Here is a 13,846-nt window from a genome sequence, read left to right on the forward strand (position 1 = left end):
ATCATGCTCGTCCCTCCCTCCACCTGGCTCGCCGGTTATATCCCCGACCTGCCAACCCCGTTCAACGCGGCGGGACTCGTCGACCTAGAAGCCCTTGCTTCACTCTGCGAATGTCAGGTCGCGGCCGGCGTTCCCGCGCTCGTGGTCTGCGAGACGGCCGGCGAGGCTTCGACGCTCTCGGCGGCCGAGCAGGGGCTGATCATCCGCACCGCGGTCGATGTCGTCCGCGGCCGGTGTCGGATTATCGCCGGCGCAATCGCAAACGCCACAAGCCATGCCATCGAGCTTGCCCGGCGTGCCGAGGCCGCTGGCGCCGATGCCGTGCTTTCCGTGGTGCCCTACTACAACAAGCCTATGCAGGAAGGCATGCTCGCGCATTTCCGTGCGATCGCGGGCTCGACGGGCTTGCCGATCATCCTGCATGACATTCCGGCGCGCACACTCCGTCCGCTCGCCGACGACACGCTCGCGCGGCTCGCAGACAACAGGCAATTCGTCGGCCTGCGCGACGGCAGCGCAGACATCTCGCGCCCGATGCGCTTGAGCGGGCTGCTACCGTCGAGCTTTCGCCTGCTGTCCGGCGACGATGCCACTGCCTTTGGTTTCATAGCTGGCGGCGGCGACGGCGCGATCTCCCAGATTGCGAACGTCGCGCCGGATCTGTGCCGGACGATCCTTTCGAGCTGCCGGCAAGGCCGCATGCAGTCCGCGCGCTACTTGCAAAAGCGGCTCGTGCCGCTGGAGACCTGCCTGTCCCGTGAAAGTCCGGCTGCCCTCAAATATGCGCTGAGCCTGCTCGGCCTGATGCGGCCCGATACCCGCCTGCCGATCGTAGAGCTGAACGAGTCCGCAAAGGAGGAGATAGCACACGCCTTCGCTGCTATCACCGACGAGGAACTGATCGGTACGGCCGAAGGGTGACGTCGTCGCGGCAGTTTCGCCGCGCGCCCGGCCACCGGGCCTGCCTATGACTTTCCTATGCGATGCATCCGCGAACCCTCTCGTATCTATATTCACTGCAATACATCCTAAGTCGCGGAACGGAGCAGCAGGCCATCAGGACCACTGCTGCAAGACAAGGACCACCAACATGTCGATGCTGACGCATCGTTTCGAACACTTCCCGCACTCGCCGGCAGAGCGAAGCTCCCTTGCAACACGGCTGACGCCGGCGCATCGCAAGGCAATCCGGCGTATCGGACTGCGCGTGCTTGCAATCCTGTCGATGGGGAGCGTTCTGACCGCGCTGATCGCCTTGAAGACCGTGATCTTCATGTGGCGCTTTCACTTCTGATCGGCAGGCCGCGAGATCTCGCGACGGGAACCGCTCTTATGCCGTTCCTATGCGATGGCGATGCAGCCACTCTCGCATTCCTATGGCGTCACGGCGCATGATCCGCGCGAATTTCTCGAGGAGGCCGCCATGGCCGCAATCACCTTCAGCGATGCCGGCCCGTCCGGTCCACAGCGACGGATCTGGAGGCCAGATACGGCCATGGCCGCGCAACCGACGAATTTCCAGCCGCTCGATCCCGACATCGTCAGCGCCTCCATCCCGGCGTTCTTCATCGGGCGTAACAAGGCGGGCTTTTGGGTTGTGCGCGAGGCCAAAGGCCGCGCGGGCGGACTCTTCCTGTTCAAGAGCTCAGCGGTGCACTTCGCTCACGTGCAGAGCGCGCCCACACAATGCGCGCTGATCTTTCCATCCGGGAGCTTCGAGCTCGACGTCGAGAACCGCGGCAGTCCGCTGATCACCCGGCTCGGGCGCTGGCTCGATCTGGCCAGACGCCATTTCGGGCGGCTTGCGACAAAGTGATTTGCCGGAGTGCACGCACATGATCGAGTTCAAGATCATCGTCATGATCGCACTGATGGGGACGCTGCTCGTCGGCATGCGCCTCGGTGCGGTGCCGGGCAACTAGCAATGCCGCCCGCCAAGGCAAATCTCGAGCACGCGGTCACGGTCACCATCCTGACCATGACCCTGAGCCTGATCTGGGGCGCGATCCTGACGCTCGTAATCACGCTCATTGCGCGGGGATTGGGCGTCTAGCCCTTATCATTCCCTGGCTGCGGTACGAACACAGGTCGCGGTGCCTGCGGGCTAGGCAGCCGATGCGCAGGGAAAACGCTGCTGCCGATCTGGCGCAAGCTCAGGGAACCGTGTAGAGCGGTTACCATGGGTAGCAGCAACGTCCACGTCGTCGATCATCCCCTCGTCCAGCACAAGCTCTCGCTGATGCGGGAAAAGGACCGCTCGACCAAGAGCTTTCGCGAGATCCTGAACGAGATCGGGATGCTCTTGTGCTACGAGGTGACGCGCGACCTGCCGCTGGAGCTCGTGGAGATCGAGACGCCGATCTCGGCGATGCAGGCGCCGAAAATCGCCGGCAAGAAGCTCACGCTGGCGCCGATCCTGCGCGCCGGTGTCGGCTTCCTCGACGGCATGCTGGCGCTGATGCCGTCCGCACGCATCGCCCATATCGGGCTCTATCGGGACCCCGCGACCTTGCAGGCCGTGGAGTACTATTTCAAGGCGCCGCAGGACCTGTCCGACCGCACAGTGATCCTGATGGACCCGATGCTGGCAACCGGCAACTCGGCTTGCGCCGGTGCATCCCTGCTGAAAGCGCGCGGCGCCCGTGACATCCGCTTCGTCTGCCTGCTGGCCGCCCCGGAAGGCATCGCGCAGTTCCAGGCGGAGCATCCGGACGTGCCGATCTGGACCGCCTCGGTCGACGAGCGGCTCAACGACCACGGCTATATCGTTCCGGGCCTGGGCGATGCCGGCGACCGGATGTTCGGCACCAAGTAGACAGTTTTGCGCGATCGGGCTACTGCGGTAGCCATGCGCCCCAACGATCGCTCGCTGCAATCGCTGATCGGGATCGAGACCTTCTCCGATCCCGCGCTGGTGTTTGACGGCACGCCCGTCCCGCGCACCGAATTGTCCGTCAGAATTGACCAAGCCGCAGCGTGGCTCGCCGCCCAAGGCATCGACAAAGGCGACGTGGTCGCAGTGTGGCTGGTCAACCGCATCGAATGGGTTGCGCTGCTGTTCGCCGCCGCCCGGCTCGGCGCGATCGTCGCCGCGGTCAACACGCGCTACCGCAGCGCGGAAGTCGCCCATCTCCTCCGCCTCTCCGGTGCCAAGCTGCTGGTGATGGAAGCAGCGTTCCGCTCGATCGATTTTGCCGCCATCCTGGCGGATATCGCTGCTAGCGACGTGCCGGCGCTCGAAAAGCTCGCCGTTATCGGCGCGGATACGATGCCCGCACAATGGCCCTGCGTACGGTTCGACGCCTTCGAGAAAGCCTATCCTTCGGCGCCATCACGCGACGGCGTCGACCTGCCGGTGCTGCTCTACACGACCTCGGGCACGACCAGGGGGCCGAAGCTGGTGGCGCATTCACAGGCGACGCTGGCCACGCATGCGGCCGCGGTTGCCAAGGCGCTTGCGCTGTCGCCGCAACGCCATTCGCTGCTCGCCATGCTGCCGTTCTGCGGCACGTTCGGGATGACGGGCCTGCTCGCCTTTCTCGCGGCCGGCGTCACCATCCGCGTGCTCGACGCCTTCGAGGCCACGCCGGCGCTCGAAATCCTCGGCGAGCACAGGATCACGCATGCCTTCGGCTCGGACGAGATGTTTCGCCGCATCCTAGCGCTCACCGATGCGCCACGTCCGTTTCCGTACGCGGAAGTGTTTGGCTTCGCCGCGTTCCAGCCCGGTTGGCGCGAGTTTGCGGTGGAGGCCGAAGCACGCGGCTTGCCGCTGTTCGGCCTGTATGGCTCGAGCGAGGTGCAAGCCCTGTTCTCGATCGGCCGGCGCGATGCCGCCTTCGCCGACCGCATCGAAAGCGGCGGCTGGCCGATGTCGCCGGATGCTCGCATGCGCATACGCGATGCGGACAGCGGCGAGCCGGTCGAGCCTGGCGACTCCGGTGAGCTCGAGATCAGCGCGCCGTCGTGCTTCCTCGGTTATTTCAACAATCCGCAAGCGACGCGCGAGGCGACCACCGCCGACGGCTTCTTCCGCACCGGCGATATCGGCCGGCTGCGCGGCGACGGCTCCTTCGTCTACGAGACGCGTGCGGGCGATGCCATGCGGCTCGGCGGGTTCCTGGTCGCGCCCGGCGAGATCGAGGATGAGCTCAAGTCCTGCACCGGCGTTGCCGATGCGCAGGTCGTCGCCGTCGATCTGAAGGGACAGGCCCGCTGCGCAGCTTTCGTGATTCCCAAGGAAGAGCCGCCGCGAGAGGCAGCACTGATCGCGCATCTGCGCGAGCGGCTGGCCGGCTACAAGGTCCCGGCGCGCATCTACTTCGTCGACGCCTTCCCCGTCACCGACAGCGCCAATGGCGTCAAGATCCAACGCGCCAGGCTGCGTGCCATGGCCATGGAAAAGATCGCCGCGGAATAGCGCCGCCTATTTCAGGTAGCTCGCGAGATTCATGCTCAGGATTTTCGCAAGCGCCGAATAGGACGCGGTGAGCTGGGATTGATAAGTCGATAGTTGCGCCGTGATCGCTGCGACGTCGACGCCGGTGAGATCGCTACCGAGCGTCTCGGCATAGCTCTTGTAATCGCTCTGGCGCGCGCTCGCCGTCTCGATCTGCGAGGCCGAGCTCGACAGCTTCGCCTGCACGGCAGCGGTGTCGTCCAGCGCCGTGCTTGCCAGATCCAGCGCGCTGGTGATGTCGGATGACGACAGCGAGGAGCTGTTGGCAACGAATTTGAGGACGCGCATCACCTCTTCGAAGGCCGAATTGTCCGCGGTCACGCCGTAGGACACGCTCTGGTCGGTCGCAACGCGAACCGAGGCGATCTCGCTGTCGCCGACATAATAGCTGCTGTCCACCGTCGTCGTGGATCCCGTGCCGGTAGCAAAGCTCGTGAGGTCGACCGGCGCGGTCTCCGTCTTGCCCCCCGCAAACGCGTACTGGCCGTCATATTGCGTGTTGAGCAGCGACCCCATCTCCGCCAGCATCTGCTGTGCCGAAGAGATCACCGAGTTCGTCTCCGTCGAGCTGCCGGTCGAGGCGGCGCTGAGCTGGGAACGGAGCTGGGTGATGATGTCGGTCATCGAGCCGACCGCCGAATACATCACCTGCACCTTGCTGTCGGCGAGCGTCGCCGCGTCGATATAGGATTGCGCCCGCGTCACCGAGACCTGAAGGTTGACCACGTGCTGCGCGGTCGAGCCATAGCCGCCGAAATCGGTCGAGATGACGCCCGACGATTCCTGGATCTGCTCGTTGGCCATGACGGCCTGCACGCGCAGCGCGTCCGCGACCATCGTGTTCGACTGCGCAAAAGTGGCCACCCGCATCGCGACCATGGGCCCGCTCCCGCTTTAGGACGACTGCACGGCGCTCAGTAGCGCCGAGTACATCGTGTTGATGGCCTGGATGAGCGCGGAGGCGGCCGTGTATTTGTTTTGCAGCGTGCTCAGCCGCGCCGATTCCTCGTCGAGATTGACGCCCGATTGCGACGATAGCGAGCTCGCATAGGTCGACTGCGCGGTCTCCTTGGCGGTGTAGTTGGTGGAAGCCTGTGAGGACTTGCTCGCGACGTCGGAGACGATGGCGGCGGCGTAGTCGGCGAACGAGCCGGTGGTCGCGGCAAGGCCGCCCGCCGAGGCGAATGTCCGCGAGTCCGTCAGCGCATCGTAGAAGTCGTTGACCACCGTCGCCGAGCCCGACGACAGCACCTGGCTGCCGACGGTGAGGCTGGATGAGGAATCCAGCACCGCGAGTTGCAATTCGTCGGTGCCGGATAGAATACTGCTGTTGACCGCGATATCGGACGCGCTCGTGCCCGTCACCAGATCGTTGAGGCCGAAATACTCCGAAAATCCCTCACTGGCACTTCCCACCGAGCTCGTCATCTCGTTGATCGCGACGCCGTCGCTGGAATCGGTCGACGTGATGGTCAGGTGGCCGTTCGAATCGATCGAAGCCGAAAGCCCGGAGATACCGTTGATGGCGGAGACGAGGTCGCCCACCGTGGAATAGGACGAGAGGTCGAGATCGCTGTAGGAGACGAGGTTGCCGCTCTGGTCCGTGACGGCAAGGCGCACCGTGCCTGTCGCGGACAGCGCCGTCGCGCTCGTCACGCTGGTTGTGCCGGTGAGGCTGGTCGGCGACGGCACCGAAGAGGCGCTGTTGGAGACACCGTTCATTGCCGAGGCGAGCTGCTGGGCAAGCTGGTCGAGCTGGGACTGCGCCGCCGGCAGGGTCTTGTCGCGGAGCGTGATGAGGGCGCCGATGTCGCCGCCGGTGATCTGCGAGGTGATGTCGACCCCGTTCACCGTGATGGCGCTGAAGCCGCTGGACGAGGAGCCTGCGCTGTACACGGTCGACGAGGAGACGTTGGCCGCCGTCGAATAGCTGATCGTATGCGCCTGGCTGTCGACCAGCGCCTGGCCGGACGTGGTATAGATCTGGAGATCGCCGTTCGAGGCCGTATAGTAACTGACATTCATCTTGGAGGCGACGTCCTGCAGCGCGGTATTGCGCTGGTCCTCCAGATCCGCCGTCGACTGGCCGGCCGCCGCCGTCTGCTTGATCTCGGCGTTGAGCTCGGCGATTTGCTCGAGGTCGGTGTTGACGTCGTCAATCGACGAGGAGATGTCCTGGTCGGCGTTGGAACGCAGCTTCTGGATGCCGCTCGAGGTCTCCCGCAACTGGCTCGCGACGTTGTCGAGCGCGCTGATGACGTTGGATTGCAACGAGGCGCTGTTCGGCGTGCTGGCAAGCGAGGATAGCGCGGATTCCAGCGACGCGATCGAATTGGCAAGCGACGTTCCGGTCGACGAGCTGTCCGAGCTGCTGGTCGAGCCGTACAGCTTCTCGAGCGAGGTCAGGTACGTGTTGGTCGTGTCGGCCGAGCCGAGGTCGGAGGTCGCGGAGATCAACGACTTCAACAACAGCTTGTCGACGTTCGAAGAGATGCCCGTCACCGTGACGCCGGTGCCGACGCCGTTGGTGACGCTGCTTGCCTGGCTTGCGGTCTTCTCGGTATAGCCCGTCGTGTCGGCATTCGAGATGTTCGACGACGTCACGCTGATCTGCACCTGCGTGGCCGATAGCCCGCTGAAGGCGATCAATCGTGCGATATCGAGCGACACGGCGGCTGCCCCTTCCCTGCCCTCAGGCCTGACGAATGGTGCCGCTGGAGACCGCGCGTGCGGCGAGGCGGCCCGACGCGCCATAGGGCGACACCGCGGCGATCTGCTCGCGGATGGCCTGCATCACCGCCTCGACGCGGCGGTTGCTGGCCTCGATCGCGGCGCGCAGCCGCACCAAGTTCTCGTCCATCGCCGCGCGCAGCTTCAATATCCGCTCCATGAGCTGTTCGCGCAGGATCCGGTCGCGGACATGCAGGCTGGTCGAGCCGGCGGCGCATTCCGCAACGGTCCTTTCGAATACTTCCGCCAGCCGGTTCTTCTCGTCGACCTGCTTCAGGCGCGAGGCCGGAAGCCCCTTGGCGAGCTCGGCGTTCTCTTCGGCGACCAGCGCGGTCAAGCCGTCGATCAGCGCGATCAGCGATTTGATGCGCGCGTCGCCCTCGGCGGCGCTGGTCCTGGTGATTTGAGCCTGTTTCATGTTCGTTGCCTTCGTGGTCTCAATTGTGCCGCCGGCCGCGGCCGATCTGGGCGCCGCGCAAATAGGCGCCGATCGCCGTGGTTCTCACGCTCGTCTGCCGTGCCTCGTCTTCGATTGCCTTGGATTCGCGGATCAGGCCGCGACGTGCCGTCTCGATGTCGTCGAGCAGCGCGAGCAGCTCTGCGCGTTCCCCGCCAGCGGTGCGGGCGCGCGCGATCAGCCTCCGCAGTCGCAGCAGCAACGCTTCCCCCGCCGCATGGCTCCTTTCGCCAGGCATCGCTTACCTCATCGCCGAGATCAGGGTGTCGTACATCTTGTTGACGGTCGAGATGACCTGCGAGGCTGCGGAGTAGGCCTGCTGCGCCGAGATCATGCTGGAGAACTGGCTCGAGGTGTCGGTGGTGGAGGATTCGAGCTCGCTGCCATAGATCGTGCCTGCACCGTTCTCGCCGGAGGCCTGCAGCGTCGGATCGCCCGACGTGACGGTCGCCGAATACATCTGGTCACTGCTGGCAGAAAGACCATTGGGATCGGCAAAGGTCGCCACCGCGATCTTGTAGATCGCGATCGTCTTGCCGTTGGAATAGGTGGCATCGACGACGCCGTTCTTGCCGATCGAGATGCTGGACAGCGTGCCGTAGGACAGGCCGTCCGAGGTGATGCTGGTGACGTTGACGGACGGCGTGGTTTCGCCCGAGGCGTATTGCGTCAACCCGTCGGTTCCCCCCGTCGTGCCGAGATCGAGCGTGATGGTGCTGTCGGCCGCGCCGTCGGTCCAGCCAGATACCGCGACCGTCGCAGGGCTTGGGCTGGTGCTCGCCAGCGAGCCGTCGCTGTTGAACGTGATGGCGACGGTGCCGCTGGCCGTACCGGTCGCGGTCGTCGTGTCCGACGTCGAGGTCGGGTTGGCGAAGCTCGCGCTCCAGGTGTTGGTGCCGGTCTTGGTCCAGGTGATCTGCATCGAGTTCGCCGCGCCGAGCGAATCGTAGACCGTCATCGAGCTGGTGTAGGTGTCGCCCGTTGCGGCATCCGACGGCAGGTTTGCCGCGATCGTCGTCGTGGTGGTCGCGCTGCCGCTGGTCGATGCCACCTGGGTGTTGATGGCTTCGAGATTGCTGGCCGACTCGTTCCCGGAGACATTGCCGTCGGCGTCCGTGCGCCAGCCCTCCAGATAATAGCCGTTGTTCTCGAGATAGCCTGCATTGTCGATGGTGAAGGCGCCGTTGCGGGTATAGGAAACGGTGCCGCCGGACGTCGCGTTGGTCGCCACGAAGAAGCCCGAGCCCTGGATCGCGACGTCGGTCGCGTTGGACGTCGCGGCCAGCAGGCCCTGCTGGGTGATGTTGGCCCGGCCGGAGACCGTGACGCCACCGGACGCATAAGAGGTTGCGTTGCTCGATGCGGTGACGAGGTCATCGAACATCGCAGACGTCGTCTTGTAGCCGGTCGTGTCGGAATTGGCGATGTTGTCGCTGATCATCGACAAGGACTGGCTCTGCGCGCTGAGCGCGGAGATTGCCGAGGAAAGTGCGCCGGAAAGGCTCATGATCGAACTCCGAAGGAAATCAGGACGTGACGCCGATGATGTTGGCAGCGCTCACCGAGACGCCGTTCACCGTGAGCGATGGCGTCGAGGTCGAGGTATCGATGCCGGTCACCGTGCCGGTGACCGTCGTGTAGTTGAGCACCGAGTTGCCGGCGGAGTCCGTAGCGGTCACCGAGATGGTGTACTGGCCGCCGTCGGAGAGCTGGTTGCCGCTGGAATCCTTGCCGTCCCAGGTGAAGGTGTTGGAGCCGGAATTGCCGGTGCCGGTGCCGGTCCACACCGTGTTGCCGGACGAATCCTTGACGGTAATCGCAACGTTCGAAGCGGTCGAGGACAGCGAGTAGCCGAACGTCGCCGAGCCGTTGCTCAGCGTCGCCGTGTCGGTCTTCGCCTCCACGGTGTGGCCGATGTAGTTGACCGAGTTCAGCGTCACGAGGCTCGAGAACGAGCTCGCGAGCGCGCTGAGATTGGTGTTGATCGACTGCTGCTGGCTGAAATTGGCGTAGGAGGTGAGCTGGTTGATGAAGTCCGTCGTCGAGGTTGCGTTCAGCGGATCCTGGTTTTGCAGCTCGCTGACGAGCAGGCTCAGGAACTCGTTCGACGTCAACGAAGAGGTGGATGAGGAGCTCGACGACGATGTCGTCGTCGTTGCTGTCGAAGTGGACGTCGTCGCGGCAACGGTCATCGAAAAACCCCGGTTCGTGTGCAACGCGCGCTGCGAACGCGTCCGGTTGCGCTTGAAATCTGTGTGCTGATGAAACGCGCCGGCGCGTGAATTCAGGCGGGGATTCCTGCGCTGCGATGCGCCTTCCGAGGCGGCAAAATCTGCCGTGTGCGCGACTTAGAGAAGCGACGAAATCAACGCGATCTGCCGGCGCGGAACGGGCGAGGTCCTTCGCCTCGCTTGCGAGCAGGATGATCGCAGAGGCGCATCCACGAGCTCGTCATGCCGGGCTTGTCCCGGGCATCCACGTTCTTGGTGACCTGGGCAAAGGCGTGGATGGCCGGGACAAGCCCGGCCATGACGATGTGGAGACAGCATTGCCCCGGGCGCTCACGTCATCTGTGCGCCCGCTTCAAAGTCGAAGCTGCTGGAACACGTAAAAAGAGAACCTCAGTTCCCCGCGGTCTCGTCCTGGGCGTGGGGCTTGGCGGGATCGGCCGTCCGTTTGGCGGCGGCGACGATACGATCGGCAAGTCCGGCGGGCGCCCGCACCGGTGGTGCGGCGAGCGCACTGCGGAGCGCGCGCATCTCTTCGAGCAGGGCGCGTGCCGCGGCGGAATGGCCGAGCAGCTCTTCGGCGGACGAACGACGGTCTTCGGGCCAGAGGGACAGGTCCTCGCCCAACCGATCGATCAGATCCTCAAACTCGGTGACGTCCATCGCCCGGGTCCCGCACCCCCGGGGCAGTCATAAAGCATCGTAGAGGCGACGGAAACCGAATTCGCCTGTCCGGACGCGACAGACGGCGATGCCCCGCGGAATGACCGCGGAAACCGCCGCCCGGCCGCATCGCGGGCGGAAACACGGGAGGCTGGAGCTGCCGGTGTCAGCGGAAGCTGGCCCGACGGGCTCAGCGCTTCTGCGCCGAATCGCCCGTCCCGGCCTTGGCCGTCCGCACGGTCGCATCGACGAATTCCCAGGCCTCGCGCAGCTCGGTCAGGCCGGCGATGATCCGCCGAAAACTCTCGCGCGCATGCGGCCGGCCGTAGGCACGCAAGCTCGCCAGGATCATCGCGTTGTAGGTCTGGTAGAGCCGCTCGGCCACCGCCCCGCCCTTGGCGAAATCGAGATTATGACTGAGCCCGCGCAGGATCGCGGTCGCCTTCATCAGATACTCATGCCCCTCCTCGAAGCGCCGCGCCTCCTGCGAAGCAAGCGACTTCTGAAGAAACGTGATCGCGCCGCCAAGCAGCATCGACACCGCCTTGAGCGGCGGCACGGTGGTGGCCGCACCCCGATAGGCCTGATTGGCCACGTACGCCATCGGATTATGCATCATTAACTACTCGAGCTGGAGTTGAGCAAAGCTTTGAGATAGGTCAGCGTGTTGTTGGCGCTCTCGATCGCGGCCTGGTACTTCGCGTATTGCGCTTCCAGCTGCGTCTGATAGGCCGACGCGGCATTCTGGATATCGTCGACCTTCTGCTGCAGGTCGTCGTCGCGCGTTTCCAGGTTGGTGATCAGCGTCTGCAGAGAGCCCGTGCTCGACGAGGCGTTCTTGGCTATCTGGTAGAGCTGCGTGGCGATCCCCGACGTCGACGTCACGGTGATCGATTGCGAGGTCGTTCCCGAATAGGTGAACGCCATGCCGGCATAGGCCGTGCCGGCATTGCCGATGATCGTGGTGCCGCTGATGGTGAACAGCGACGAGTCCCCGCCGACCGAGGCCGAGCTGAGATTGCCCGAGGAATCGACCGTCAGATCCAGCGTGAAGGATTGCGGGGAGGTTCCGGTATTGACGACGCTGAGCTGGCTCGACGAGGTCGTGGTCTGCGCCGACAGGAGCGTGGTCACGCCGCTGAGATTCGTGCTCAGGATCTCCGAGAGCGTCGACGTGTCGAGCTCGAGCTCGTTCGAATCGTTGAACGACAGGCCGAGGTCGGCCATGGTCAACCCGCCCACCGTGCTGTTGAGCGCGGCTTCAAGCTGGTTCGTGATGTCGCGCATGGTGCCGTCGCCGAACAGCACGGCGCTGGACGAGGCGGTGCCGTCGGAATTGGTCGCCTGCTGCGCGATCACGGCATCGCGATAGGCGTTGTAGTTCGTGACGAAGGTCTCGAGCGCCGACTGGATCTGGCTGGTATCGGCCTCGATGCTGATGTTCAGCGTCGCCCCGCTCGGCGTGGCCTGCAGCAGGTTGAAGGTGACGCCCGTGAGCACATCGGTGATGTCGTTGGTATCCCGGGTCATCGAGATGCCGTCGAGGGTGAACTCGGCCGCCTGAGAAGTCTGGAGCACGTCGGCGAAGGCTCCCGAGCTGTCGGTCACACCGAGCTCATTGAGGATGTCATCGCCGGACGAGCTGGAATAGCTGATGTCGGCGGCATCCTCGGCCCCCGTCAGGACCATCTCATAGGAGCCGCTCGAGACCTGCACGATCGAGGCCTGCACGTTGGTGGTCGAGGTCTGGGCGTTGACGGCGTCGACGATGTCCTGGAGCGACATCGTACTCGTCACGGTGATGTCGGCGGTGCTGCCGCTCCCGAGACCGAGCGAAAATGTTCCGGAGTAGCCGAGCTCGTCGGTCTGACTGGACTGCGAGGTGCCGACCACCTTCTGCGCGGTCGCGATCTGGCTGATCGTCAGCGTATGGTCGCCGGTTGCAGCACCATTGCTTACGCTCATGGACAGTGCGGATGACGCGCTGACGTCGCCGGTCGAACTGAGGGTCGCGGCGCGCGTTGCGAACACGTTCGTCGCCAATGAGTTGATGACGGACGTTGCGAGCGAGGCCAGCCCCGAGGAAAGCGTTTTCAGGTCGGTTTGCAGCGTCTGGTAGGCAGTGACCTTCGCCTCGTTGTTGGTGATCGTAGTCGAGATCGTCGTCGCCTGTTCGAGCTTGGCGCTGACCGCCGCCGTGATCAGCGCGCTCCAGTCGACGCTGGTCGAAGTGGTCGTTCCGGTCGTGGTCACCGAGGAAGCGCTCGACGTCGTCGAGCTGGTCGTCGACGTGCTGCTGGTGCTCGAACTGACGCTGGTCACTTTGGTGTCCGCTCCATCGCAACGAAAGCCGGGCCGGCCGCATGCCGGCCCGGCTTGACGGTCACTGGCTCAAGGACTTAGCCGAGCAGCTTGAGCAGATATTGCGGCATCTGGTTCGCCGCGGATTCGGCCGAGACCGCGGCCTGAGTCTTCACCTCGGCGGAGGACAACTTGGCCTGCTCCGACGCGATATCGACATCCTTGATCGCCGAGTTTGCAGCCTGGAGATTCTGCGTCTGGGTCGAGATCGAGTCCGACGAGAAGTTGAACCGCGATTCCTGGGCACCGATGCTGGCGCGGGCGGCGGAGACCGTGTCGATCGCAGTGTCCAGCGCCGTCAGCGCCGAGGTCGCGCCCGACTGCGTGCTGACGTCGAGCGAGGTCACGGCGAGCGAGGACGCCGTCAGGCTCGACAGCGTGATGGTGATGGTGTCGGAGCCGGAAGAGCCAACCAGAACCGAGACGCCGGACGAAAACACGCTGGTGCCGTCGAGCAGGCTCTGGCTGGAGTAGCGGGTGCCGGACGCGATGGAATCGATTTCGCTCGTGAGCTGCGAGAATTCCGAGTTGATGTAGGCGCGGCTGGAGTCGGTCGTGGTGCCCGAGGCCGACTCGGAGGCCAGCGACTTCATGCGCGCGAGAATGTCGGAGATGTTCGAGGCGCCGCCGTCGGCGGTCTGAAGGATCGCGGTCGCCTGCGAGGCATTGGTCGCCGCCTGCTGCAGCGTCGTGACGTCCGACGAGATGCGGGTCGAGATCGCAAGACCCGCGGCGTCGTCGGATGCCGAGGTGATGCGCGAACCGCTCGACAGCTTCGAGAGCGAGCTGGTCTCCTGCGCGGAGTTGATGTTGAGGTAGCGGACTGCGGCATTCGCAGCGGTGTTGGTGTTAATTGCAGGCATTGGAGGCTCCTGTGCTGATGGGCATGACGTGCCGCATCGTGATTAAGCGACTGACGACGACGCGGGCGCAGCCCCGTCCGTTCGC

Annotated in this window: 17 protein-coding genes; 7 read left to right on the forward strand and 10 right to left on the reverse strand. The window is 64.6% G+C overall.

Annotation, left to right across the window (positions count from 1 at the left end; all coding sequences use genetic code 11):
• Positions 1-3: 3 nt before the first annotated feature.
• The 6 genes from dapA (at position 4) to QQL28_RS09070 (ending at position 4,420) form a co-directional block, all read left to right on the forward strand.
• On the forward strand, positions 4-921 hold the full coding sequence (gene dapA, locus QQL28_RS09045) for a 4-hydroxy-tetrahydrodipicolinate synthase (RefSeq protein ID WP_284263846.1): 918 nt from the start codon (positions 4-6) through the stop codon (positions 919-921).
• 169 nt (positions 922-1,090) lie between these two features.
• Entirely contained in the window at positions 1,091-1,294 is a 204-nt protein-coding gene (locus tag QQL28_RS09050; protein WP_284263849.1) for a hypothetical protein, read from the forward strand.
• Positions 1,295-1,354: 60 nt separating this feature from the next.
• On the forward strand, positions 1,355-1,816 hold the full coding sequence (locus QQL28_RS09055) for a hypothetical protein (protein ID WP_284263851.1): 462 nt from the start codon (positions 1,355-1,357) through the stop codon (positions 1,814-1,816).
• A gap of 108 nt (positions 1,817-1,924) precedes the next feature.
• Entirely contained in the window at positions 1,925-2,053 is a 129-nt protein-coding gene (locus QQL28_RS09060) for a hypothetical protein (protein ID WP_284263853.1), read from the forward strand.
• 126 nt (positions 2,054-2,179) lie between these two features.
• Positions 2,180-2,815: a uracil phosphoribosyltransferase gene (upp, locus tag QQL28_RS09065; RefSeq protein WP_284263855.1), complete on the forward strand. Its 636-nt coding sequence runs from the start codon at positions 2,180-2,182 to the stop codon at positions 2,813-2,815.
• A 33-nt stretch (positions 2,816-2,848) separates the two neighbouring features.
• Positions 2,849-4,420 carry an AMP-binding protein gene (locus QQL28_RS09070; RefSeq protein ID WP_284263856.1) on the forward strand — a complete coding sequence of 524 codons (1,572 nt, stop codon included), beginning with the start codon at positions 2,849-2,851 and terminating at the stop codon, positions 4,418-4,420.
• Between the two features lie 6 nt (positions 4,421-4,426).
• Here the strand turns inward: QQL28_RS09070 and QQL28_RS09075 are convergent, their stop codons facing one another.
• The 9 genes from QQL28_RS09075 to fliD all read right to left on the reverse strand — a co-directional run bounded on the left by QQL28_RS09075 (position 4,427) and on the right by fliD (position 12,790).
• The gene (locus QQL28_RS09075; protein ID WP_284263858.1) at positions 4,427-5,338 is read right to left on the reverse strand and encodes a flagellin; all 912 of its coding nucleotides are present in this window, start codon (positions 5,336-5,338) and stop codon (positions 4,427-4,429) included.
• Between the two features lie 15 nt (positions 5,339-5,353).
• Positions 5,354-7,129, reverse strand: coding sequence for a flagellar hook-associated protein FlgK (gene flgK, locus QQL28_RS09080; RefSeq protein ID WP_284263860.1), 1,776 nt, complete (start codon positions 7,127-7,129; stop codon positions 5,354-5,356).
• Between the two features lie 22 nt (positions 7,130-7,151).
• Positions 7,152-7,607 (reverse strand): flagellar protein FlgN, encoded by a 456-nt coding sequence (locus QQL28_RS09085; RefSeq protein WP_284263862.1) that lies wholly within the window; start codon positions 7,605-7,607, stop codon positions 7,152-7,154.
• A 19-nt stretch (positions 7,608-7,626) separates the two neighbouring features.
• A complete protein-coding gene (locus tag QQL28_RS09090) occupies positions 7,627-7,884 on the reverse strand; it encodes a hypothetical protein (RefSeq protein ID WP_284263864.1) in 258 nt (85 codons plus the stop codon).
• A gap of 3 nt (positions 7,885-7,887) precedes the next feature.
• The gene (gene flgE / locus QQL28_RS09095) at positions 7,888-9,153 is read right to left on the reverse strand and encodes a flagellar hook protein FlgE (protein WP_284263866.1); all 1,266 of its coding nucleotides are present in this window, start codon (positions 9,151-9,153) and stop codon (positions 7,888-7,890) included.
• Positions 9,154-9,172: 19 nt separating this feature from the next.
• Positions 9,173-9,838, reverse strand: coding sequence for a flagellar hook assembly protein FlgD (locus tag QQL28_RS09100; RefSeq protein WP_284263869.1), 666 nt, complete (start codon positions 9,836-9,838; stop codon positions 9,173-9,175).
• Between the two features lie 429 nt (positions 9,839-10,267).
• The gene (locus tag QQL28_RS09105; protein ID WP_284263871.1) at positions 10,268-10,537 is read right to left on the reverse strand and encodes a hypothetical protein; all 270 of its coding nucleotides are present in this window, start codon (positions 10,535-10,537) and stop codon (positions 10,268-10,270) included.
• 190 nt (positions 10,538-10,727) lie between these two features.
• Positions 10,728-11,156: a flagellar export chaperone FliS gene (locus tag QQL28_RS09110; RefSeq protein WP_284263873.1), complete on the reverse strand. Its 429-nt coding sequence runs from the start codon at positions 11,154-11,156 to the stop codon at positions 10,728-10,730.
• Positions 11,156-12,790: a flagellar filament capping protein FliD gene (gene fliD, locus QQL28_RS09115; protein WP_284263875.1), complete on the reverse strand. Its 1,635-nt coding sequence runs from the start codon at positions 12,788-12,790 to the stop codon at positions 11,156-11,158. The genes QQL28_RS09110 and fliD overlap by 1 nt, the downstream gene beginning before the upstream one ends.
• On the opposite strand from fliD, the gene QQL28_RS09120 reads away from it, so the two are divergent.
• The gene (locus tag QQL28_RS09120; RefSeq protein ID WP_284263877.1) at positions 12,768-12,917 is read left to right on the forward strand and encodes a hypothetical protein; all 150 of its coding nucleotides are present in this window, start codon (positions 12,768-12,770) and stop codon (positions 12,915-12,917) included. The two genes, fliD and QQL28_RS09120, sit on opposite strands and share 23 nt — an antisense overlap.
• Positions 12,918-12,936: 19 nt before the next feature.
• Here QQL28_RS09120 and QQL28_RS09125 read toward each other — a convergent pair whose 3' ends face one another.
• Positions 12,937-13,761, reverse strand: coding sequence for a flagellin (locus QQL28_RS09125; protein WP_284263879.1), 825 nt, complete (start codon positions 13,759-13,761; stop codon positions 12,937-12,939).
• Between the last annotated feature and the right edge of the window lie 85 nt (positions 13,762-13,846).

This window comes from Bradyrhizobium iriomotense (assembly GCF_030160715.1).
In the GTDB taxonomy this organism is placed as follows: domain Bacteria; phylum Pseudomonadota; class Alphaproteobacteria; order Rhizobiales; family Xanthobacteraceae; genus Bradyrhizobium; species Bradyrhizobium iriomotense.

Excerpts from the sequence above, each read along its gene's own strand:
- QQL28_RS09085 (WP_284263862.1), bottom strand. The coding sequence starts at position 7,607 with ATGAAACAGGCTCAAATCACCAGGACCAGCGCCGCCGAGGGCGACGCG.
- QQL28_RS09075 (WP_284263858.1), bottom strand. The coding sequence starts at position 5,338 with ATGGTCGCGATGCGGGTGGCCACTTTTGCGCAGTCGAACACGATGGTC.
- QQL28_RS09070 (WP_284263856.1), top strand. The coding sequence starts at position 2,849 with ATGCGCCCCAACGATCGCTCGCTGCAATCGCTGATCGGGATCGAGACC.
- QQL28_RS09125 (WP_284263879.1), bottom strand. The coding sequence starts at position 13,761 with ATGCCTGCAATTAACACCAACACCGCTGCGAATGCCGCAGTCCGCTAC.
- QQL28_RS09060 (WP_284263853.1), top strand. The coding sequence starts at position 1,925 with ATGCCGCCCGCCAAGGCAAATCTCGAGCACGCGGTCACGGTCACCATC.
- upp (WP_284263855.1), top strand. The coding sequence starts at position 2,180 with ATGGGTAGCAGCAACGTCCACGTCGTCGATCATCCCCTCGTCCAGCAC.
- QQL28_RS09105 (WP_284263871.1), bottom strand. The coding sequence starts at position 10,537 with ATGGACGTCACCGAGTTTGAGGATCTGATCGATCGGTTGGGCGAGGAC.
- QQL28_RS09110 (WP_284263873.1), bottom strand. The coding sequence starts at position 11,156 with ATGATGCATAATCCGATGGCGTACGTGGCCAATCAGGCCTATCGGGGT.
- flgE (WP_284263866.1), bottom strand. The coding sequence starts at position 9,153 with ATGAGCCTTTCCGGCGCACTTTCCTCGGCAATCTCCGCGCTCAGCGCG.
- QQL28_RS09100 (WP_284263869.1), bottom strand. The coding sequence starts at position 9,838 with ATGACCGTTGCCGCGACGACGTCCACTTCGACAGCAACGACGACGACA.
- QQL28_RS09050 (WP_284263849.1), top strand. The coding sequence starts at position 1,091 with ATGTCGATGCTGACGCATCGTTTCGAACACTTCCCGCACTCGCCGGCA.
- QQL28_RS09090 (WP_284263864.1), bottom strand. The coding sequence starts at position 7,884 with ATGCCTGGCGAAAGGAGCCATGCGGCGGGGGAAGCGTTGCTGCTGCGA.
- QQL28_RS09055 (WP_284263851.1), top strand. The coding sequence starts at position 1,355 with ATGCAGCCACTCTCGCATTCCTATGGCGTCACGGCGCATGATCCGCGC.
- dapA (WP_284263846.1), top strand. The coding sequence starts at position 4 with ATGCTCGTCCCTCCCTCCACCTGGCTCGCCGGTTATATCCCCGACCTG.